The following is a 16,117-nucleotide window of genomic DNA, read 5'->3' as shown; positions in this document are numbered from 1 at the left end:
AGGGACGGGTTTCCTTGTTTACGATAATTGTGTATTTTTCACGAAAAAGGCGCTGCACCGCGAGGTGCGGTTTTTGAGGTATATATGCAAAAACTAGTTATCGTGACTTTTGTGCTTCGTGCGCTTGGATTTGTGCTCGTTCTCCTGAGCCTGTTCGGGCACGACCTGATTCTGAACGTATTCCCCGGTCTTGAGGGAATGTCCATCAACCCGATCTTCTATTCGGGTATCGGTGTGTATTTTGTGGGTGCGCTGATTTACTTCTTTGTGAACAAGAAGCGCCGTGCCGACCGTCGCCGCGAAGAAATCGCGGAAGCCGAACAGCGGGCCTTCCAGAGTTCCGCCAGAGGACAGGACCAGGACGGTGGTCAGGACGCATAGGTGAATTATGGGTGATTTGATGATACAGATAGAACATTTGCACAAGACCTACCGCAGCGGGTTCTTGATGAAACCGAAGCCTGCGCTCAAGGACGTGAGCTTCAGCGTGGAACCTGGCCAGGTCTACGGCTTTATCGGGCCGAACGGGGCCGGCAAGTCCACGACCATCAAGGTGCTGACGGGTCTTTTGAATTTCGATTCGGGCAAAGTGCTCGTGAACGGAATCAGCCCCCGCGATGTGAAGAGCCGCCGCTTTATCGGCTATTCTCCGGAGCAGCCCTATTTTTATGATTACCTCACGGGCCGCGAACTCTTGCGCTTTTACGGAACGCTCGTCGGACTCGATGGCGCAGAACTTGACAAGCGCATCGCCTGGGCGCTCGACCTCTTGCACGCGAACAAGGACTGGATTGATCGCCGCCTGCGTTCTTACTCCAAGGGCATGATGCAGCGCGTGGGCATTGCACAGGCGATTCTCGGCAAGCCGAAACTCTTGATTCTCGACGAGCCGATGAGCGGGCTCGACCCGATGGGCCGCCGCGACGTGCGCGAGGCCATACAGCAGCTGAACCGTGACGGGGTGACCATTTTCTATTCGAGCCACCTGCTGAGCGACGTGGAAAGCATTAGCCACAAGGTCGCGATGATCGTGGATGGCAAGATTGTGCGCGAAGGTACGGTCGACGAGATTACCGAGTCGTGCGGGGTGGAATACCACGTGCGCACCCGTAAGGCGATTCTCGAGAGCGACCTGCCGCAGGGAGTCTCGCTTACGGGACACCCCGAAGAATTTGTGTGCGAAGACGATAGCGCCCGCGACCGCCTGCTTGCCTTCTGCCTTGCGAACGGGATTGCGGTCGAAAAGATGGACCACAAGCGTCCGAGCCTCGAAGACATTTTGACGGAGGAAATTGCCCGTGCAGACGCTTAAGCATATTGCAATCATTGCGCACAATACGTTCCGCGAATCCATACGCGACAAGATCCTTTACAACATCGTGTTCCTCGCGATTGCGCTTACGCTTTTCAGTATCGTGCTCGGTGAATGGTCGGTGTTCGACCGCGCCTACGTGATCAAGTCCACGACGCTTTCGGTGATGAGCCTTTCGGGCCTCCTGATTTCGATATTCGTGGGCATCAGCCTCGTGCAAAAGGAAATCCAGCGGCGCACGGTGCTCACGCTGCTTTCGAAGCCGATTAGCCGCGTGACGTTTATCGTGGGCAAGTACTTCGGTCTTCTGGCGGTGGTGGCGGTTCATCTCACTTTGCTGACCGTTATCTACTATGTGATGCTGTTCCTCACGAACGCGGAGCCCACAGCAAGCCTGCTCCTTGCCATCTACCTCATCTTCTGCGAGATGGCGGTGGTGATCGCAGTGGCGCTCCTGTTCAGTAGCTTCAGCAGTACGGTACTTTCGGCGCTCTTTACGCTTGGCGTGTATTTCGCAGGCCACTTGAGCAACCAGCTCCTGGAACAGGTGCGCTTTGCGAGCCGCATGGGCGAGATGGGAGATGCCTCGACGGCGCTCTTCGAAAAGGCGGCTGTCGTGATTCACGCGGTTTTCCCGGGACTCTATCGTTACAACGTGACGAGTTACGTGGTGCATGGGCTTGCACTCCCGGATCTGTATTTGTTCTGGAACACTGTATATGCGGTTGGCTATGTGGGGCTGTTCCTCGCAATCGCTAGCTGGTGGTTCAGCCGGAGGGATTTCTTATGAGAAACCAGTATATGGCAAAGGTCCTCGTTCACAACAAGGTGGTGACGCAGGAACAGGTTGATGCTCATTGGGCCGAAGCGAACGACCAGGTCGATATCGGCCAGGTGCTCGTGAATGCGGGGCTCTTGCAACAGGCGATGTATGAGAAGGTCCTTGCTTTCGTGAAGAACCTGGAAGCAAAAAATGCGGCTGCGGCTCCGGCAAAACCCACGCACGCTGCACCTGCGGCTCCCGTACCTCCGGTGAAACCTGCGGCGTCGGCTGTCGCGAAACCGGCTGCTCCTGTCGCTCCGGAATCTGCTCCAGAAGAGCCCGCCCTGCAGATCGAGGGCAATAATATCTACGGCGAATCGTCTTCTTCGAATATGGTGGTCGAGAAGGTATCGGGCCTCGAATCGACGAGTATCTCGAACATCGGAATCTTGACAGAAGCCGAGGCTATGGCGGCTGAGGGCGAAGATGGAGAGCTGCCGTCGCGCTTTGCGGTTGTTTCAGGCGAAGGAAGCGAAGTGTCGGCGCCCGAGACTCTGCTTACAACGATGAGCCTCAAGAAGGTGATGGCGTATGCGCGCAAGTTCGGCGCCACGGACATTTTCCTCTTCGCGGGCCGTCAGGTGATGATGCGCCAGTCCGGTTCGTTGTTCCCGGTGACGGAACAGTCGCTCGACAAGACGCGCGTGACGGAGTTCCTTACGGAGGCTTCCTCCGGTTTCGCCGATGGGTACCAGGTGGTTGCCGGCAAGAATTTTAGCAAGACGTTCGGTCTTCCGGGCGTTGGCCGTGGCAGGATTTCGGTTACGTGGGATGATGTGAATCCGAGCGTGTCCATCCGCGTAATCCAGAACGAAGCGGTGTCGTTCGATAATTTGTTCCTTCCGCAGTTCTGCCAGTCTTTTGCTGACTTGCCGAGTGGTCTGGTCCTGATTGCGGGGCCTTCGACAAGTGGGCGGTCTACGACGATTGCGACTTTTGCCGAGATGATTGCGGAAAGGCGCCCGTGCTATATCCATACGGTAGAACGCCCCATAGAACGCCTGCTCAAGAATCCGAACGGAGCACTTGCTCAGAAGGAAGTCGGTCTCCACGTGAAGACGGGCGTCGCGGGTATTGAGCTTGCTCTTCGCGATGGTGCGGATGTCATCTGTTTTGACCATCTGGAATCGATGGAGGAGCTGGATCTGCTTCTTCAGGCAGCCAACGCGGGCGTACTCGTGTTTGCGGTAACGGGCGGAAACAACATTCACGCCCTGCTATCCAAGCTGCTCGTCTCTGTCCCTGAATCGCGGAGGAATTCCTTTGCCTGCACGCTTGCCGACCAGCTGAAGGGAGTTATCGTGCAACATTTGGTGCCGGTGGTGCAAAATCAGGGACTTGTGCTTGCGTGCGAGGCGATGCGTGTCACGTCTACGGTGGCGAACATGATCCGCAAGGGAGACCTTTCTCAGCTGGCGCAGGCGATTAGCAGCCAAAAGGACCAGGGCATTACGCTCGATGATTCTTTGCAGATGTGTGTAGAATCGGGCTATATCGATGGCGCAGAGGCATGGAAGCGTGCCTACGATAGCCGCCGTTTTGCGGCGTATAAGCCGGCTTAAGGAGATTGTGTTATGGCTACAGAAATCGAACCGATTTTAGATTATGTTGTCAACATTGGCGCAAGTGAGCTGATTGTGACAGAAGGTGCCGCTCCCGCTGTTCGCCTTGCTGGCAAGGTGGGCGTTGTTCCCGATGCTCCCGAGGTGGAATTCGGTTCTCTTCGCGAGTTCCTGGGCGCAATGGAAGGCGATACGGGTTTCATGGTTTGCGGCCCGTGGGCTGGATGCAAGTGGCGCGTCCGGTTTTTCCGTGCGGCCCTCGGAAACGCAGCCGTGTTTCGCCCGCTGATTGCGGAATGTCCGTCTTTTGATTCCTTGGGCGCCCCGCAATCTGCCTCGAGCCTTTTGGCGCTAAGTTCGGGATTGGTCGTGTTTGCAGGGCCGGCATGCTCGGGCAAGACGACGACCGCGACGGCCTATGTGAGCTCTCTTTGCGAGTCCCGGGTGTTGCGTGCAAGCCTTCTGAATGGCTTCGAAGAAATTCCCGTGAATATGGGCGGTAGCCTTGTCCTGCGTGATTCCTCGGGCTCGGTGGCCGACCGTATTTCGCAGGCGCTCCGCAGTGGTTGCGATCTTATATGGCTTGGCGATTTCAGCGGCGAAAACCTGTTGCCGATGTTGCGTGCCGCAGAAGCGGGTGCGCTTGTCGTGTGCAATGTGACAGCGGGCAATTCTGCCGGAGTGATGGATGCCCTACTTTCGATGGTCCCCTCCACGGAGCGTGACCTTTGCCGCACGATGCTTGCCGCCTATCTCAAGGCAATTGTTGTACAACGGCTGCTTCCCGGTGCTTCCGATGGAACTCCGGTGTCTGCCTGGGAAGTGTTGTTCAATACGCAGAAGGTTGCTACGCTTATTCGTAGCGGCGAATTTTTCAAGCTTTCATCGATTATCGCCGCTTCGGGTTCGGAGGGGATGCTTCTGATGGATGATTGCTTGGCCGAACTTGTGAAGGCGGGGTACATTGCCCGCGATGTCGCGGAGAGGTATGTCTCTAACGTCGCGCTTCTCGGCTAGGTTGTTTAGAACCGTTTGCACGGCGGCCCTTGCCGCTTTTTCGCTGCTGCCCGCCCAAGCTACGGATTCCACGCAGGCTCTGGTTGCTGATACACTGTCAGGGCAGTTGCCGGAATCGCCCGGGAATGTCGATTCGCTCGCGGATGCCGCTGCGACCCTTGAAGCCCTGAGCACGGTTCCCGATTCGGTTCAAAATCGGAATCCCGATCCGGAAAAGGATTCCGCGGTTTCCTCTCGCCAGATAAAGTCCGTTCTTTATTTGGGAGGCGGGGAGAATTCTCCGTGGTTCCACCTCGGCGTGCTTTATGCGGTTGAAGCTTATTCTGTGCCTGTAGATTCCGTTGTAGGGACTTCGTGGGGAGCCTTTGTCGGATACCTCTGGACGAAGGGCGTCTCGCTGGATGACATCCAGCGGATTTTGCGCGACGAGGATTTCTCGAGAATACTTTCTTCTAAAGAGGGTTTTGCCGGGGAGCCCCGCTACAGGCTTCCTGTTTCGGAGTCCGGCATGCCGGCTCTTCGCGAACGGTTTTCGTTCTATGTCGATTCCTCGGGAAATGTTCACAGGCGACAGAAATTGCTTATCCCCGATTCGGGTAACGTGCAGTCGTCTCTTTCTTATCTCCGCCTTCAGGAATCGATTTTGCGCCATAGCGGAAAATACAGAATCCCGTTTTCCGTTTTGGGTTGTGACGGCTCGCTCGGAAGTTCGTTCAAGGAAGTCATGGGGAGCTTGCCTGTGAAGGGAAGCGAAATGCCGGGAGACTTTTGCCCTTACCTTGCGCTCCCTGCGGAAGATTCTCCCGACGAAATGGCGATTATTGCGGTTGCGGCCCCTCTCCGCGGAGAACTTCGTGTCTCGGGACCGCAGAAGGCGATTGCGTTGAATACTCTAAAAAATCTTGGGTCGCAGCCCGGAATCGTAGTGCGTCCGCATACGGTGTCGGATACTTCGCGCAACGGCTGGATCCAGGCGGGATTCTCTGCGCTCGAATCGAAACTCTCTCAGATGGCTCCCATCGGCATGCGCCGAGGCGACTACGGTTCGGCTCACGTGGCGTCCATTCCGTGGTTCAAGTTCAAACCCTCGTTCGATAGCCTGTCCGCCGAGACGCATTCCCCCGTGAAATCCTACTGGAGCGAAAGCGATACGGGAATTGTCGCTCCGAGAAATTTTGCATACAGCCTTTTGCGGTTCCCTGCGATTGATTCCGTGGCTTTCGACATGCAGCCTGATGGGGATGTCCTAGTGGATGCCGAAATCAGGCCGACTTTCGATGTGGCTGTTGGCGGGTTCGGGTCGAATGTCATCGGTCCGAATGCCTATGCCGAAATCGATTTTTACCATGTGGATCAGATGGAAATCCAACTGATGTTTTCCGGTTTTTGGGGCGGAACCTCCTATGGCTTTGCCCCGAAGGCTCAAATCGGCCGGCTCTGGAGTTTGGATTGGGGAATGGAAGTCGGGTATACCTGGCAGAAACTCCAGCCGTTAAAAACCTTTGCCGAAGACGTTCCCGGATATTACAGGATCCGTTCCGAAAAGAAGAGCGATATCTTTGCATCCATGTTCTACAGGTTTGACAAGCACCAGAAGGTTTCTGCGGATTTCCTTTTTGCGGATCGCGTCTACGAACTTGAACGCCGCTACTATCCGGGCGGGGAATTCGAGATGTATCCTGCGTCGCAGAAACTGCGCTATGAATATGTCTCGGGCGATGGACGGGCCTGGTTCTCGGAAAACGGCTTTGCCTTCCATGGCGATATTGGCCTTACGTCCATCGGCTACGACTTCGGATTCGACGAGATTATTCCGACATTCATCACTTCGTATTTCGATGCGCAGTATGCCATTTCGCCCAAGCCCTTCGTGACATTGAATGCGCTTGCCGCCTTCGCGATGAACAAGTACCATAAGCATGGTTACGGTTACGTATATCCGGAATCCTTCGAGATTGAACCCCTCGACAACTGTATCCGCCCCCGCATCGCGGCGACGCCCTGGAGCATGGAATGGATTAATCCGGATTTGGTGTCGCACCATTATGGGTTGGTTCGCCTGCAGGGAGGCTTGCATTACAGGGGCTCCGGACTCTGGCTTAATTTTGCCTATGTCCATGATTTCGAGGAAAATCCGACCGCGACTTTCGGAAAGCACAGGTTCGTCTTTGAACCGGCCCTGCGCTTGGCCTACAAGTCCGTTAAGATTTATGCAGGAATGTCTCGTGTCGTGGATAGCGAAACCTTCGGCGATCTCGCGGATTTCGACAACTATAGCTACTTTATCCGAATCGGCGAATACGACCTGTTCTAGGATTTAGATTCCGCCGTTCTATTCGCCGCGGTTCTTTGCCGCCACGTCCTTGTACTTGTTGTGTTCGGAGAGCGTCTTGCTGAAGAAGTGCGTCATGCTCCCGTCATCCTTTGCGACAAAGTAAAGAGCCTCGGTCTTGTCGGGGTGTAGTGTCGCCTGTATCGCCTTGCGCCCGGGGTTCGATATCGGGCCCGGCATGAGCCCCTTGAACTTGCGGGTGTTGTACGGGCTGTCGCTGTTGAGCTGGCTCTTGTAGATGGGCCCGGTCAGGTTCCTGAAGATGAACCGCACCGTCGGGTCTGCCCCGAGCGGCATGCCAATCCTCAGTCGGTTGTGGAATACTCCGGCGATAAGCGGGCGCTCATCGGGAATGCCCGTCTCCTCCTCGACTACGCTTGCCAGTGTAAGCACCTTGTGCCAGCTGCCGAGCGTCTTCCACATGGAACTAGCCGAGTCGGGCATGAACTGGTCGCGCACCTTCAGGTTCGCTGCCACCATCTGCTTGAGTATCGTCTCCTCGTCCGCGTCGATGGGGAAGGGGTAGGTGTCCGGGAGCAGGTAGCCTTCCAGCGAGTTCGCATCGACTCCGAGGCTTCGGGCGAACTTCGGGTCCTGGACGAGTTCGTTCCAGCGTTTTTCGTTCAGGTCCGGGAACGCCTTCTTGAGATAGGCGGGGATCTCCCACGAGGCCCGACCTTCGGGTATGGTCACCCGGCGTACCGCGGTCTTGCCGCTCCCGATGATGCCTGCAATTTCGTCGAGGGTCTGGTGCGGGGGTATCTCGAACCAGCCGGCCTTCGGGGAGGGCGGGTTAAGCTTGCACCAGACCTTGTAGGCCAGTTCGTCGTCCCAGATTCCCTTCTCGCGGAGGATGCCGAAAACGTGCCCGGCGGAACTCCCCTTGGGTATATTTATGAGCACGGTTTCGCCGTTTTTGGAGGTCTCGGCCAGCCGATTTTTCATCTGGAAGGCGAAAAAGGCACAGGCGAGGGCTAAAAAAACGCAAAAAATGGCAAAAATCTTCTTCATGATGTAAAAATTTAAAAGAAATTGTGACCAATTGCAAAAATAAAAGGTATATTCCTTATGCATTGTTGAATATTTTACCTTGTTTTTGAGGAACGATATGAAAAAGCTTTTCGTAATGGCACTTGGTTTGATGGTCGCTGCAGCCTTCGCTGCTCCCAATAAGGTCAAATCCAAGCTCGGTGATATTGAACTCACCAAGGAAAAGGGTGGTGGAAACGTAGTCTGCACTGCCGGGTTCAATGACGAACTTACCATCGTCAAGGACGGCGATACCGATGTCCTGGTCAAGGGTAGCTGCGGCCAGGGCTGGGTGCCCAAGTCCAAGGTCGAATACGTTGCAGCTCTCGCCGGCGACAAGTCCATGAAACTCGATGGCGTGGACGTGGTGGGCTGGCTCGATAACCCGAGCGCCGTGTTCGTGTTGGAAAACGACGACATGGACTTTGACGGTGTGAACATCGACCGTGACTTCAAGGAATACCTGCAGCACACGATGGACCGCGAAACCATGGAAATGCACAACAACGAAAACTAATCGTTGCAGCGTTTCGAACGGATTTACGCCCCGCATTAAGCGGGGTTTTTTGTTTCTGTTGGCAGGGACGCGTTTACTGAGGTAAACGGCAATGTTTGCGCTGTGTTTTTTGTCACGTGGATTTTGGGGCTGCAGAATCTAAATTTAGGGTGGGGTGGAGAAACCAGAAAAAAGGATGTGTGGTATGAAAAAAATCGCTTTGCTGATGGTCGCCTTGTTGGCGGGATTATCCTTCGGACGCATTGGTCCTGTGAGCCAGTATGGGCAACTCCAGGCAGGCAAGGTTGGCAATGGCCCGGGCCGGATTTACGGTTCCTGCAAGGGCGTCACTAGCGGTAATGAAGTTGTTGTGCAGGGCATGAGCCTTTTCTGGAGCATCTCGAGCGACGTGGGTTCGCCTTTTTGGACATCCGAAATCGTGTCTGGGCTTGTGCAGAAGCAGAACATCCAGGTTATCCGTGCGCCGATGGGTGTGGATGAAAGCTGGGGCTCTGGCAACTATTTCTCAAATGAAAGCCACTACCAGGGCCTGATGAACACGGTGGTGCAGGCCGCCATCGATAACGACATCTATGTGATTATCGACTACCATAGCCACAAGGCGAACGAGAATACGGGTAACGCGAAGAAGTTCTTCGGCTATATGGCGTCGACGTGGGGCAAGTACGATAACGTCATCTTTGAAATTTTCAACGAGCCGACGTCGCAGTCCTGGGGAACCATCAAGCAGTATGCCGAAGCGGTAATCGACACTATCCGCATGTACTCCGACAACCTTATTGTCGTCGGCAACCGCAGCTATGACCAGTATCCGAACGAGGCCGCGAGCAGCCCGATTAACGACAAGAATGTGGCCTACACGTTCCACTTCTACGCGGGTATCGATGAGGCTGGCCAGCATGAGACCAATCGCGAAGGCGCAAATGCCGTATCGGCGATGAATAGCGGCCTTTCCGTGTTCGTGACGGAATGGGGCAACTCTGGTCCGGGCGGCAATGGGACGATGTACAGCAATCGCAGCAGCGACTGGTACAAGTGGATGAGGGATAACAAACTTTCAGGTGCGAATTGGTCTGTTTCGAACAAGAACGAGGTTGCATCGTACTTTAGCGGGAGTGCGTGGAACTATTCGACAAGTGGCAAGTGGGTGAACGATTCGATTTTTGCATTCCTTCCCAAATCCTATGCCGCCTGTTCTACGTCGCCGACCTCCAGCAGCTCCATTGCCAGTTCTTCCAGCTCGCTGCCTGCGGGCTACACCGACTACATCGACGACCTGGAAGACGGTGACGGCTTTGCCTTTACCGGTGGCGAATGGTACGCCTATACCGACAAGGGCGACAAGGGTGCATCGACGATTTCCAACGGTCCTGGCAGAAACGACGGCTACAATGTGGTCTTCTCGGGCTCTACGGCAGGCAATTCTACCAAGTACGTGGCGGGAGTGACCGGCGTGAAGCTTTCGCAGGGCGACAACCCATACGACCCGTATGTGGCGCTCGGCGTGGCCCTGAACGAATCGCAGACCGCCTACGATCTTTCTGCTTGTAACGAAATCAGCTACAAGTACAAGGGCGCCGCGCACAACTTTAAGGCCGAAGATACTGACGTGATGGATTACGGCTACCACCAGATAACAAAGGCCGCATCGGGCTCATGGACGACGGTAACGATTCCCTGGAACATGCTGTCGCAGGAAGCCTGGGCCAAGCCGGTGACGCTTTCCAAGAAGCGTGTCGCCAAGTTCACCTGGGAGATCAAGGGTACGCAGCCGAGCATGAACTACCTGTATGTCGATGACGTGCGCTGCTCCGGTTTGGCGTTTAAGCCTGTACCGTCTCCGACATCCAGCAGTTCTTCCGTGATGAGCAGCTCGAGCGTAGCTTCTTCTTCCAGCATGTCCTCGAGTTCCTCCAAGGTCCAGATGGTGCTCCAGCTTACGAGCGGGAAAGCAGACCAGACGGTGACTGCGGGCTATTCCATCGAGTCTATCGTCTACGGCATCAAGAATGTCACGAATATCAGCGTTGCCGGGCTTCCCGCCGGATTGAACGGCGTGGTAAGCAAGAGCAATACGACCTTCACGATTTGGGGAACGGTCGCCGATTCTTTGAGCGACAAGGAATACTCTTATACGGTTACCGCGGTGGGAGCCGACTCGACTGCGACCGCTACGGGCAAGATAACCGTGAAGCACAAGCCGGTAACGACGACGGTTTCTGTGACGAACAACTCGACGCAGACGGTGACCGCTGGTGATTCTATCAAGCCTATCGTGCTCAGCTATGCCAATATGGATTCAGCAAAGGTGACGGGGATTCCGCAGGGAACATTCTCGATGCTTCAGGACAAGAGCGCGAAAACGCTGACGATTGCCGGCGCTGTGGACGAAAGTCTTTCCGATAAGGAATACACGGCAACGGTGACGGTGTACGGTCCGGACAACAATGCGACTGCCTCCGCGAAGATTACGGTGAAGCATAAGCCGTTGGTGACCTTGATCGAGCTTGTTAGCGGGAATTCTACGCAGACGGTGACTGCGGGCGATGCCATCGAACCGATTGTCTACAGGTACGAGAATATGAAACAGATTACTTTGTCGGGAATACCTGCTGGCCTAAAAGGAACGAAGGATGACAATGCGAAGACGTATACGATTTCGGGTATTGTAGCCGATTCGTTGACCGACTATGTGTATGACTATACGATAGCGGTGACCGGTCTCGACAACAATACTTCTGCAACGGGCAAGATTACGGTATTAGGACGGTCTTCCAGCTCTATCGCATCTTCTAGCAGTGAGGAAAGCTCGAGTTCCGCTGAATCGTCGTCTAGCATCGAAAGCTGCTCTTCTGAAGAAAGCAGTTCAAGTGTCGCTTCGTCCAGTTCGTCGATTGAATCGAGCAGTAGCGAAGCGTCTTCTTCGGGCGTAGAAATTGAGTCCAGCAGTTCGGAAGAATCGTCTTCCAGTTCTGCCGAATCTTCTTCGAGCGATGCGAACCAGGTTGTTGTGACGGGTAGCCTGAAGCAGACTGTTGCTCGCGGCGAAGCGTTTGAAACCATCACGTTCAGCAATGTGCGGTCGTTCAATCGCGATACATGGAATATCTGGTTCTTTAATTTCAAGGAATCTGGTGAAGTGGTGACCGTTGAAGGCACCGTGCACGAGGGCTTCCCGGTAGGTACGGCTGTAGAAACCGTGACGGTTAACGGGCAGAAGTACGAGATTACGTTTGTCGTGACTGCCCCCGAAAGCAGTTCCTCCGTGACGAGCAGCTCAAGCTCGGCGCTTTCTTCTTCCAGCGAGTCTCCGGTTTCGTCCTCGAGTGAAAATCCTTTGACATCCTCGAGTGCCGAGCCTGAATCCTCTTCCAGCGAAGGCACGACAGTCGCCATGTCGCGCGTATCAAACCCGCTTTCAATGGCTGTTGCCGGCCGTACGCTTCATGTCTCGGGCGCAAGCGACATGTCGGTAGAAGTATTCGACATGCAGGGCTCTCCGGTGGCGACCTTCGCGCATGTGAAGGGCTCTGTGAATCTCGAAATGCTCCGTCAAGGCAGCTTCGTCGTACGTCTCCGCGCGGGCTCCAGCACGCTGGTCCGCCGCATTGTGGTGAAGTAACAAGGAAAATATTGCACCGATAGCTGCCCACGCAAATAATCCACGTAGTAGGGAAGGCAAAGCCTTCCCTTGTTTTTACGCCTTCTTATAAAATGCGTAAATTTGCATATTTGCATAGATTTCCTATAGAATTTTTCTATATTTGTCGCCATGAAGTTTTCTAAAGGCGTCCAGGACGGCCTTCCGATAGGCCTCGGGTACTTCGCGGTGTCGTTCTCGTTCGGCATCGCAGGCTCCAAGCTTTTGAGCTGGCCGCTGGTCACGTTCATCTCGATGACGAACCTCACCTCGGCGGGCCAGTTCGCGGGTCTCCAGATTATGGCCGATGCCGCGGGCACGTTCATCGAGATGGCGATTGCGACTTTCTTTATCAACCTGCGCTACAGCCTGATGGCGATTTCCCTGTCGCAGAAGGTGGCTCCCAGCTTCGGTACGGGCAAGCGCCTGCTGTTAGCAACGGGCATTACGGACGAAATCTACGCGCTTGCGGTAAGCCAGGCGGAACCAGTGACCGCGCGGTATTTCGCGGGTCTCATGGTGCTCCCCTACATCGGGTGGTCCTCGGGTACGCTCTGCGGGGCGGTCTGTGGAGAAATCCTCCCTGCAGTAGTGACGAACGCCCTCGGGGTGGCGCTGTACGGCATGTTTGTCGCAATCGTGGTCCCGCAGATGAAGGCGCATCGACCCACGCTTATCGCCGTCCTGATTGCAATTGCCTGCAGTTGCGCGTTCAGGTACGTGCCTGCGCTCAGTGGCGTGACTGTCGGGTTCGCGATTATTATCTGCGCGCTGATCGCCTCGCTCCTCGGTGCAGCCTTCTTCCCGGTAAAGGACGATGACGATTCGACCGATGACCAAAATGTTGCGCAACCTTCCGGCGCGCAACCCGCGGGGGAATGCGGACAAAGTAAGGAGAGCGCATGAACCTGAGGGATTACTGCTTCTTCCTGCTCGTGATGGCGGGTGTCACCTACCTATTGCGTGCTGTCCCGTTCGTTCTCCTGAAGGGGAAAATCAAGAGCCGCTTCTGGCGTTCCTTCCTCGCGTACGTTCCATACACGGTGCTTGCCGCGATGACGGTACCTGCCATCTTCTATTCCACGAACAGTGTGCTTTCGGGAGCGTGTGCACTCGTTGCTGCAGTCATCGCGTCGCTTCTCGGGCGCGGCCTCGTGGGGGTTGCCGTTGTCGCCTGCATTACGGTGCTCGGTGTTGACGGCATCATGCTTTTGCTATAAACTATAAACGACGCGCGATAAACGACAAACGAATCGCAAATAAAAAAGCGCTCCGTGCGGAGCGCTCTAATACCCATGTCCGGAATCGAACCGGAATAACCTCCTTCGGAGGGAGGGACACTATCCATTGTGATACACGGGCCCGGCCAATGCAATTCCGCGCGTGGCGGAATCCATCCGGTTTTGCGAATGCAAATATAGTAATTATTCAGTCCAGAATTTTGACAATCAGCTCGTGCGGTTCTGCGTCTACCACCAGCGCGTCGTGGAATTCTCCCACGTCGGCGTCGCCCTCGAGCACCTTCACGACGTCGTCGTTCTCCATCGAGTTGCCTTCGGTGCGCCCGTAAAAATGGTATTCGCTTTCTTCCGCCACCTGGTCGATGATGATGCGAACCTTTTTCCCGATCATCGATTCGGCGTGTTCCGCGTCGATTTCTTCCTGTAGGTCGGTCACGGCATCGAGCCTTGCGCGTGCCTCGCTCTCGTCTACCGCGGGCAGGTTCATCTCCATCACGGGCGTGCCTTCCTCGGGGCTGAACACGAATCCACCCAGGTGGTCGAACTGGATGTCTTCCAGCAGTTCCATCAGTTCCTCGAAGTCCTCGTGCGTCTCGCCGGGGAACCCGACAAGCACGGTCGTGCGGAGCGTGACTCCCGGAATGCGCTCGCGAATCTTATGCAATATATCGACGAGTTCCTTCTTGCGGTAGTTCCTCTTCATGTTCTTGAGCACGTTATCGCTGGCGTGCTGGATAGGCATGTCCACGTACTTCACGAGGCGCGGTTCGTTCGCCATCAGGTCTAAAAGTTCGTCGTCCACGAACATCGGGTACCAGTAGAGCGTGCGTATCCACGGGATGTTCGTGTTGTCGAGAATCGCGCGGAGCAGGCCGGCCAAGGTGCCGCCCTTCTTGCCCTTCTCGCGCCCGAAGTATGTCGTGTCTTGCGCGATGAGGGTAATCTCCTGCACGCCCTGTTTTTCAAGTTCCTTGGCTTCTGCCACAATGTCTTCGATAGAACGCGAAACCTGCTTCCCGCGGATCAGTGGAATGGCGCAGTAGGCGCAACGGCGGTTGCAGCCTTCCGCAATCTTCAGGTAGGCGTGGTGCTTGAACCCGCCGAGGTTCATGCGCGGGAGGTTCTCTGCATCGCAGCTTTGCGGGGCGACGATTCCCATCTTCTTCAGGAGTTCGCCCGGCTTGTACGTGCCTACCCAGTAGTCCACCTCGGGCAGTTCCTTCACGAGTTCGTCGCCGTAGCGGCCCGAGAGGCAACCCGACACAATCAGTTTCTGCCTTGCCTTCTTGCTTTTAATTTGTGTGAGAATCGTGTTGATGGATTCTTCCTTCGCGGCCTCGATGAACCCGCACGTGTTCACCAGGATGTAGTCCGCCTTGGCTGCGGAATCACAAGTCGCGAACCCTGCGTGCAGCATCTCGCCGACGAGGTTCTCCGCGTCGACCTGGTTCTTGGCGCATCCTAAATGGACAACGAAAACTTTGGGCTTCTTTGTAGGCATGTTTGCAAATTTAGAAAATAGGTCCTGCAAAAAAAGAGCCCTGGAGGAGCTCTTTTCGTAAAGATTGCGTGAACCGCTTATTCCCAGTCGTCCACGAAGTCTTCGGCAGGTGGGGCAGGCGGGGCTGCGGGTGCCGGAGCGGGAGCGGGTGCAGGCTCCGGTGCAGGAGCGGGTTCTGGTGCGGGAGCGGGTGCCGGTTCAGGCTCGGGTGCGGGCGCAGGTTCCGGTTCCGGTGCAGGGGCGGGTTCAGGCTCCGGTGCGGGCGCAGGCGCGGGAGCCGGTTCAGGTTCAGGTGCCGTGGCCGGTTCGGGCTGGTTGTCCTGCGGAGGAGCGTAGTACGAACTGGATTCGCCGCTGTTGTCGGAATCGCCGGCCGGATTGCCAACTTCGTCATTCTTGCTGTTGTCGACCCACCATTGGAAGTTCAGGGCCGAAAGCACCTGCTTGCCGTATTCCTGGGCATTGGCGTAGGTTGCAAAGAATCCGACGCGAACGCGGTAGTAGGTACCTTCGAGTTCGCCCGGGTTTTCCACTTCGGCGACGTAGGCCTTGATGTTCTGTTCGGCAAGCTTCTTGACGATGCCGTCAGCGCCCTTCTTCGAGGGCTGGATGCTCACCTGGATTACAAACGGACCTTCACTTTGCGGCTGGATGTCGCCTGTAGCGGTCGGTGCCGGCGCGGTTTTTGACTTTTCTTCAACAGCGGGTTCTGACTTGGATCCTTGGGATAGGGACTGGATGGGTACCAATTCCGGCTCGTCTGCTTGTTCGGCGGCAGCGGGGGCCTTTTCTGTGGCTGCCGGTGCGGCTTGTTTCATGTCCGGAACGATTTCCTGTTCCTCTTTGCTGCAACCAACAAAGAGCGCGCCTGCGATGACGGCGGCACAAAGTGGGTACGACCATGCTGATTTCATTCGGAATCTCCCAAAAACGATGTAAAAAACCTAAAAGTAGGGGCTTTCTGGTAAAAATATATATAAGTCTTTGAGGAACCGCAAGTTATAAATAAGAAAATAACGAAAAAAAACCCTAATTTCGCAAATATGCGACTGAAACTTCTGTTTTGAAGTTACCCTTGACGAAATCCCGCGAGTTAAATATATTTGGCTATCCAAAAAACGAATATCTAATTCAACCAAAGGA

At 55.3% G+C, this 16,117-nt stretch carries 13 protein-coding genes and 1 tRNA gene; 10 read left to right on the top strand and 4 right to left on the bottom strand.

Translation table 11 applies throughout. The features are described from left to right. The first annotated feature begins 84 nt into the window (after nt 1-84). Genes B2952_RS11595 through B2952_RS11570 form a run of 6 tightly spaced genes read left to right on the top strand, consistent with a single transcriptional unit; the run spans nt 85 to nt 7,028 of the window. The gene (locus B2952_RS11595; protein WP_173365204.1) at nt 85-381 is read left to right on the top strand and encodes a hypothetical protein; all 297 of its coding nucleotides are present in this window, start codon (nt 85-87) and stop codon (nt 379-381) included. Nucleotides 382-400: 19 nt separating this feature from the next. Then, nucleotides 401-1,312 (top strand): ABC transporter ATP-binding protein, encoded by a 912-nt coding sequence (locus tag B2952_RS11590; RefSeq protein WP_173382566.1) that lies wholly within the window; start codon nt 401-403, stop codon nt 1,310-1,312. Beyond that, nucleotides 1,299-2,102 (top strand): ABC transporter permease, encoded by an 804-nt coding sequence (locus B2952_RS11585; RefSeq protein ID WP_173365202.1) that lies wholly within the window; start codon nt 1,299-1,301, stop codon nt 2,100-2,102. The genes B2952_RS11590 and B2952_RS11585 overlap by 14 nt, the downstream gene beginning before the upstream one ends. Continuing rightward, nucleotides 2,099-3,697, top strand: coding sequence for a type IV pilus twitching motility protein PilT (locus tag B2952_RS11580; protein ID WP_290728433.1), 1,599 nt, complete (start codon nt 2,099-2,101; stop codon nt 3,695-3,697). The genes B2952_RS11585 and B2952_RS11580 overlap by 4 nt, the downstream gene beginning before the upstream one ends. A 12-nt stretch (nt 3,698-3,709) precedes the next feature. Next, entirely contained in the window at nt 3,710-4,714 is a 1,005-nt protein-coding gene (locus B2952_RS11575) for an ATPase, T2SS/T4P/T4SS family (RefSeq protein ID WP_173365200.1), read from the top strand. Continuing rightward, the gene (locus B2952_RS11570) at nt 4,686-7,028 is read left to right on the top strand and encodes a patatin-like phospholipase family protein (protein ID WP_290734200.1); all 2,343 of its coding nucleotides are present in this window, start codon (nt 4,686-4,688) and stop codon (nt 7,026-7,028) included. The genes B2952_RS11575 and B2952_RS11570 overlap by 29 nt, the downstream gene beginning before the upstream one ends. 18 nt (nt 7,029-7,046) lie before the next feature. Here the strand turns inward: B2952_RS11570 and mltG are convergent, their stop codons facing one another. Continuing rightward, nucleotides 7,047-8,057 carry an endolytic transglycosylase MltG gene (gene mltG, locus B2952_RS11565; RefSeq protein WP_290726213.1) on the bottom strand — a complete coding sequence of 337 codons (1,011 nt, stop codon included), beginning with the start codon at nt 8,055-8,057 and terminating at the stop codon, nt 7,047-7,049. A 115-nt stretch (nt 8,058-8,172) separates the two neighbouring features. Between mltG and B2952_RS11560 the strand changes: the two genes are divergently transcribed. The 4 genes from B2952_RS11560 to B2952_RS11545 all read left to right on the top strand — a co-directional run bounded on the left by B2952_RS11560 (nt 8,173) and on the right by B2952_RS11545 (nt 13,452). Next, on the top strand, nt 8,173-8,592 hold the full coding sequence (locus B2952_RS11560) for a hypothetical protein (RefSeq protein WP_254794669.1): 420 nt from the start codon (nt 8,173-8,175) through the stop codon (nt 8,590-8,592). Between the two features lie 184 nt (nt 8,593-8,776). Then, nucleotides 8,777-12,214: a cellulase family glycosylhydrolase gene (locus tag B2952_RS11555; protein ID WP_290734203.1), complete on the top strand. Its 3,438-nt coding sequence runs from the start codon at nt 8,777-8,779 to the stop codon at nt 12,212-12,214. Nucleotides 12,215-12,364: 150 nt separating this feature from the next. Then, on the top strand, nt 12,365-13,138 hold the full coding sequence (locus B2952_RS11550) for an AzlC family ABC transporter permease (protein ID WP_290734205.1): 774 nt from the start codon (nt 12,365-12,367) through the stop codon (nt 13,136-13,138). Further along, a complete protein-coding gene (locus B2952_RS11545; protein ID WP_290734207.1) occupies nt 13,135-13,452 on the top strand; it encodes an AzlD domain-containing protein in 318 nt (105 codons plus the stop codon). Before B2952_RS11550 ends, B2952_RS11545 begins: the two co-directional genes overlap by 4 nt. Before the next feature lie 70 nt (nt 13,453-13,522). Here B2952_RS11545 and B2952_RS11540 read toward each other — a convergent pair. The 3 genes from B2952_RS11540 to B2952_RS11530 form a co-directional block, all read right to left on the bottom strand. Continuing rightward, nucleotides 13,523-13,594: transfer RNA gene (locus B2952_RS11540), tRNA-Arg, on the bottom strand. 66 nt (nt 13,595-13,660) lie between these two features. Continuing rightward, nucleotides 13,661-14,974, bottom strand: a complete 1,314-nt coding sequence (gene rimO / locus B2952_RS11535) for a 30S ribosomal protein S12 methylthiotransferase RimO (RefSeq protein ID WP_290734209.1) — start codon at nt 14,972-14,974, stop codon at nt 13,661-13,663. A 77-nt stretch (nt 14,975-15,051) separates the two neighbouring features. Next, complete coding sequence (locus tag B2952_RS11530) at nt 15,052-15,888, bottom strand: SPOR domain-containing protein (protein WP_290734211.1); 837 nt, start codon at nt 15,886-15,888, stop codon at nt 15,052-15,054. Nucleotides 15,889-16,117: the final 229 nt, after the last annotated feature.

This window comes from Fibrobacter sp. UBA7003 (genome assembly GCA_002449765.1).
Lineage (GTDB): Bacteria > Fibrobacterota > Fibrobacteria > Fibrobacterales > Fibrobacteraceae > Fibrobacter.
This window is presented reverse-complemented; position numbering and strand designations above follow the sequence as displayed.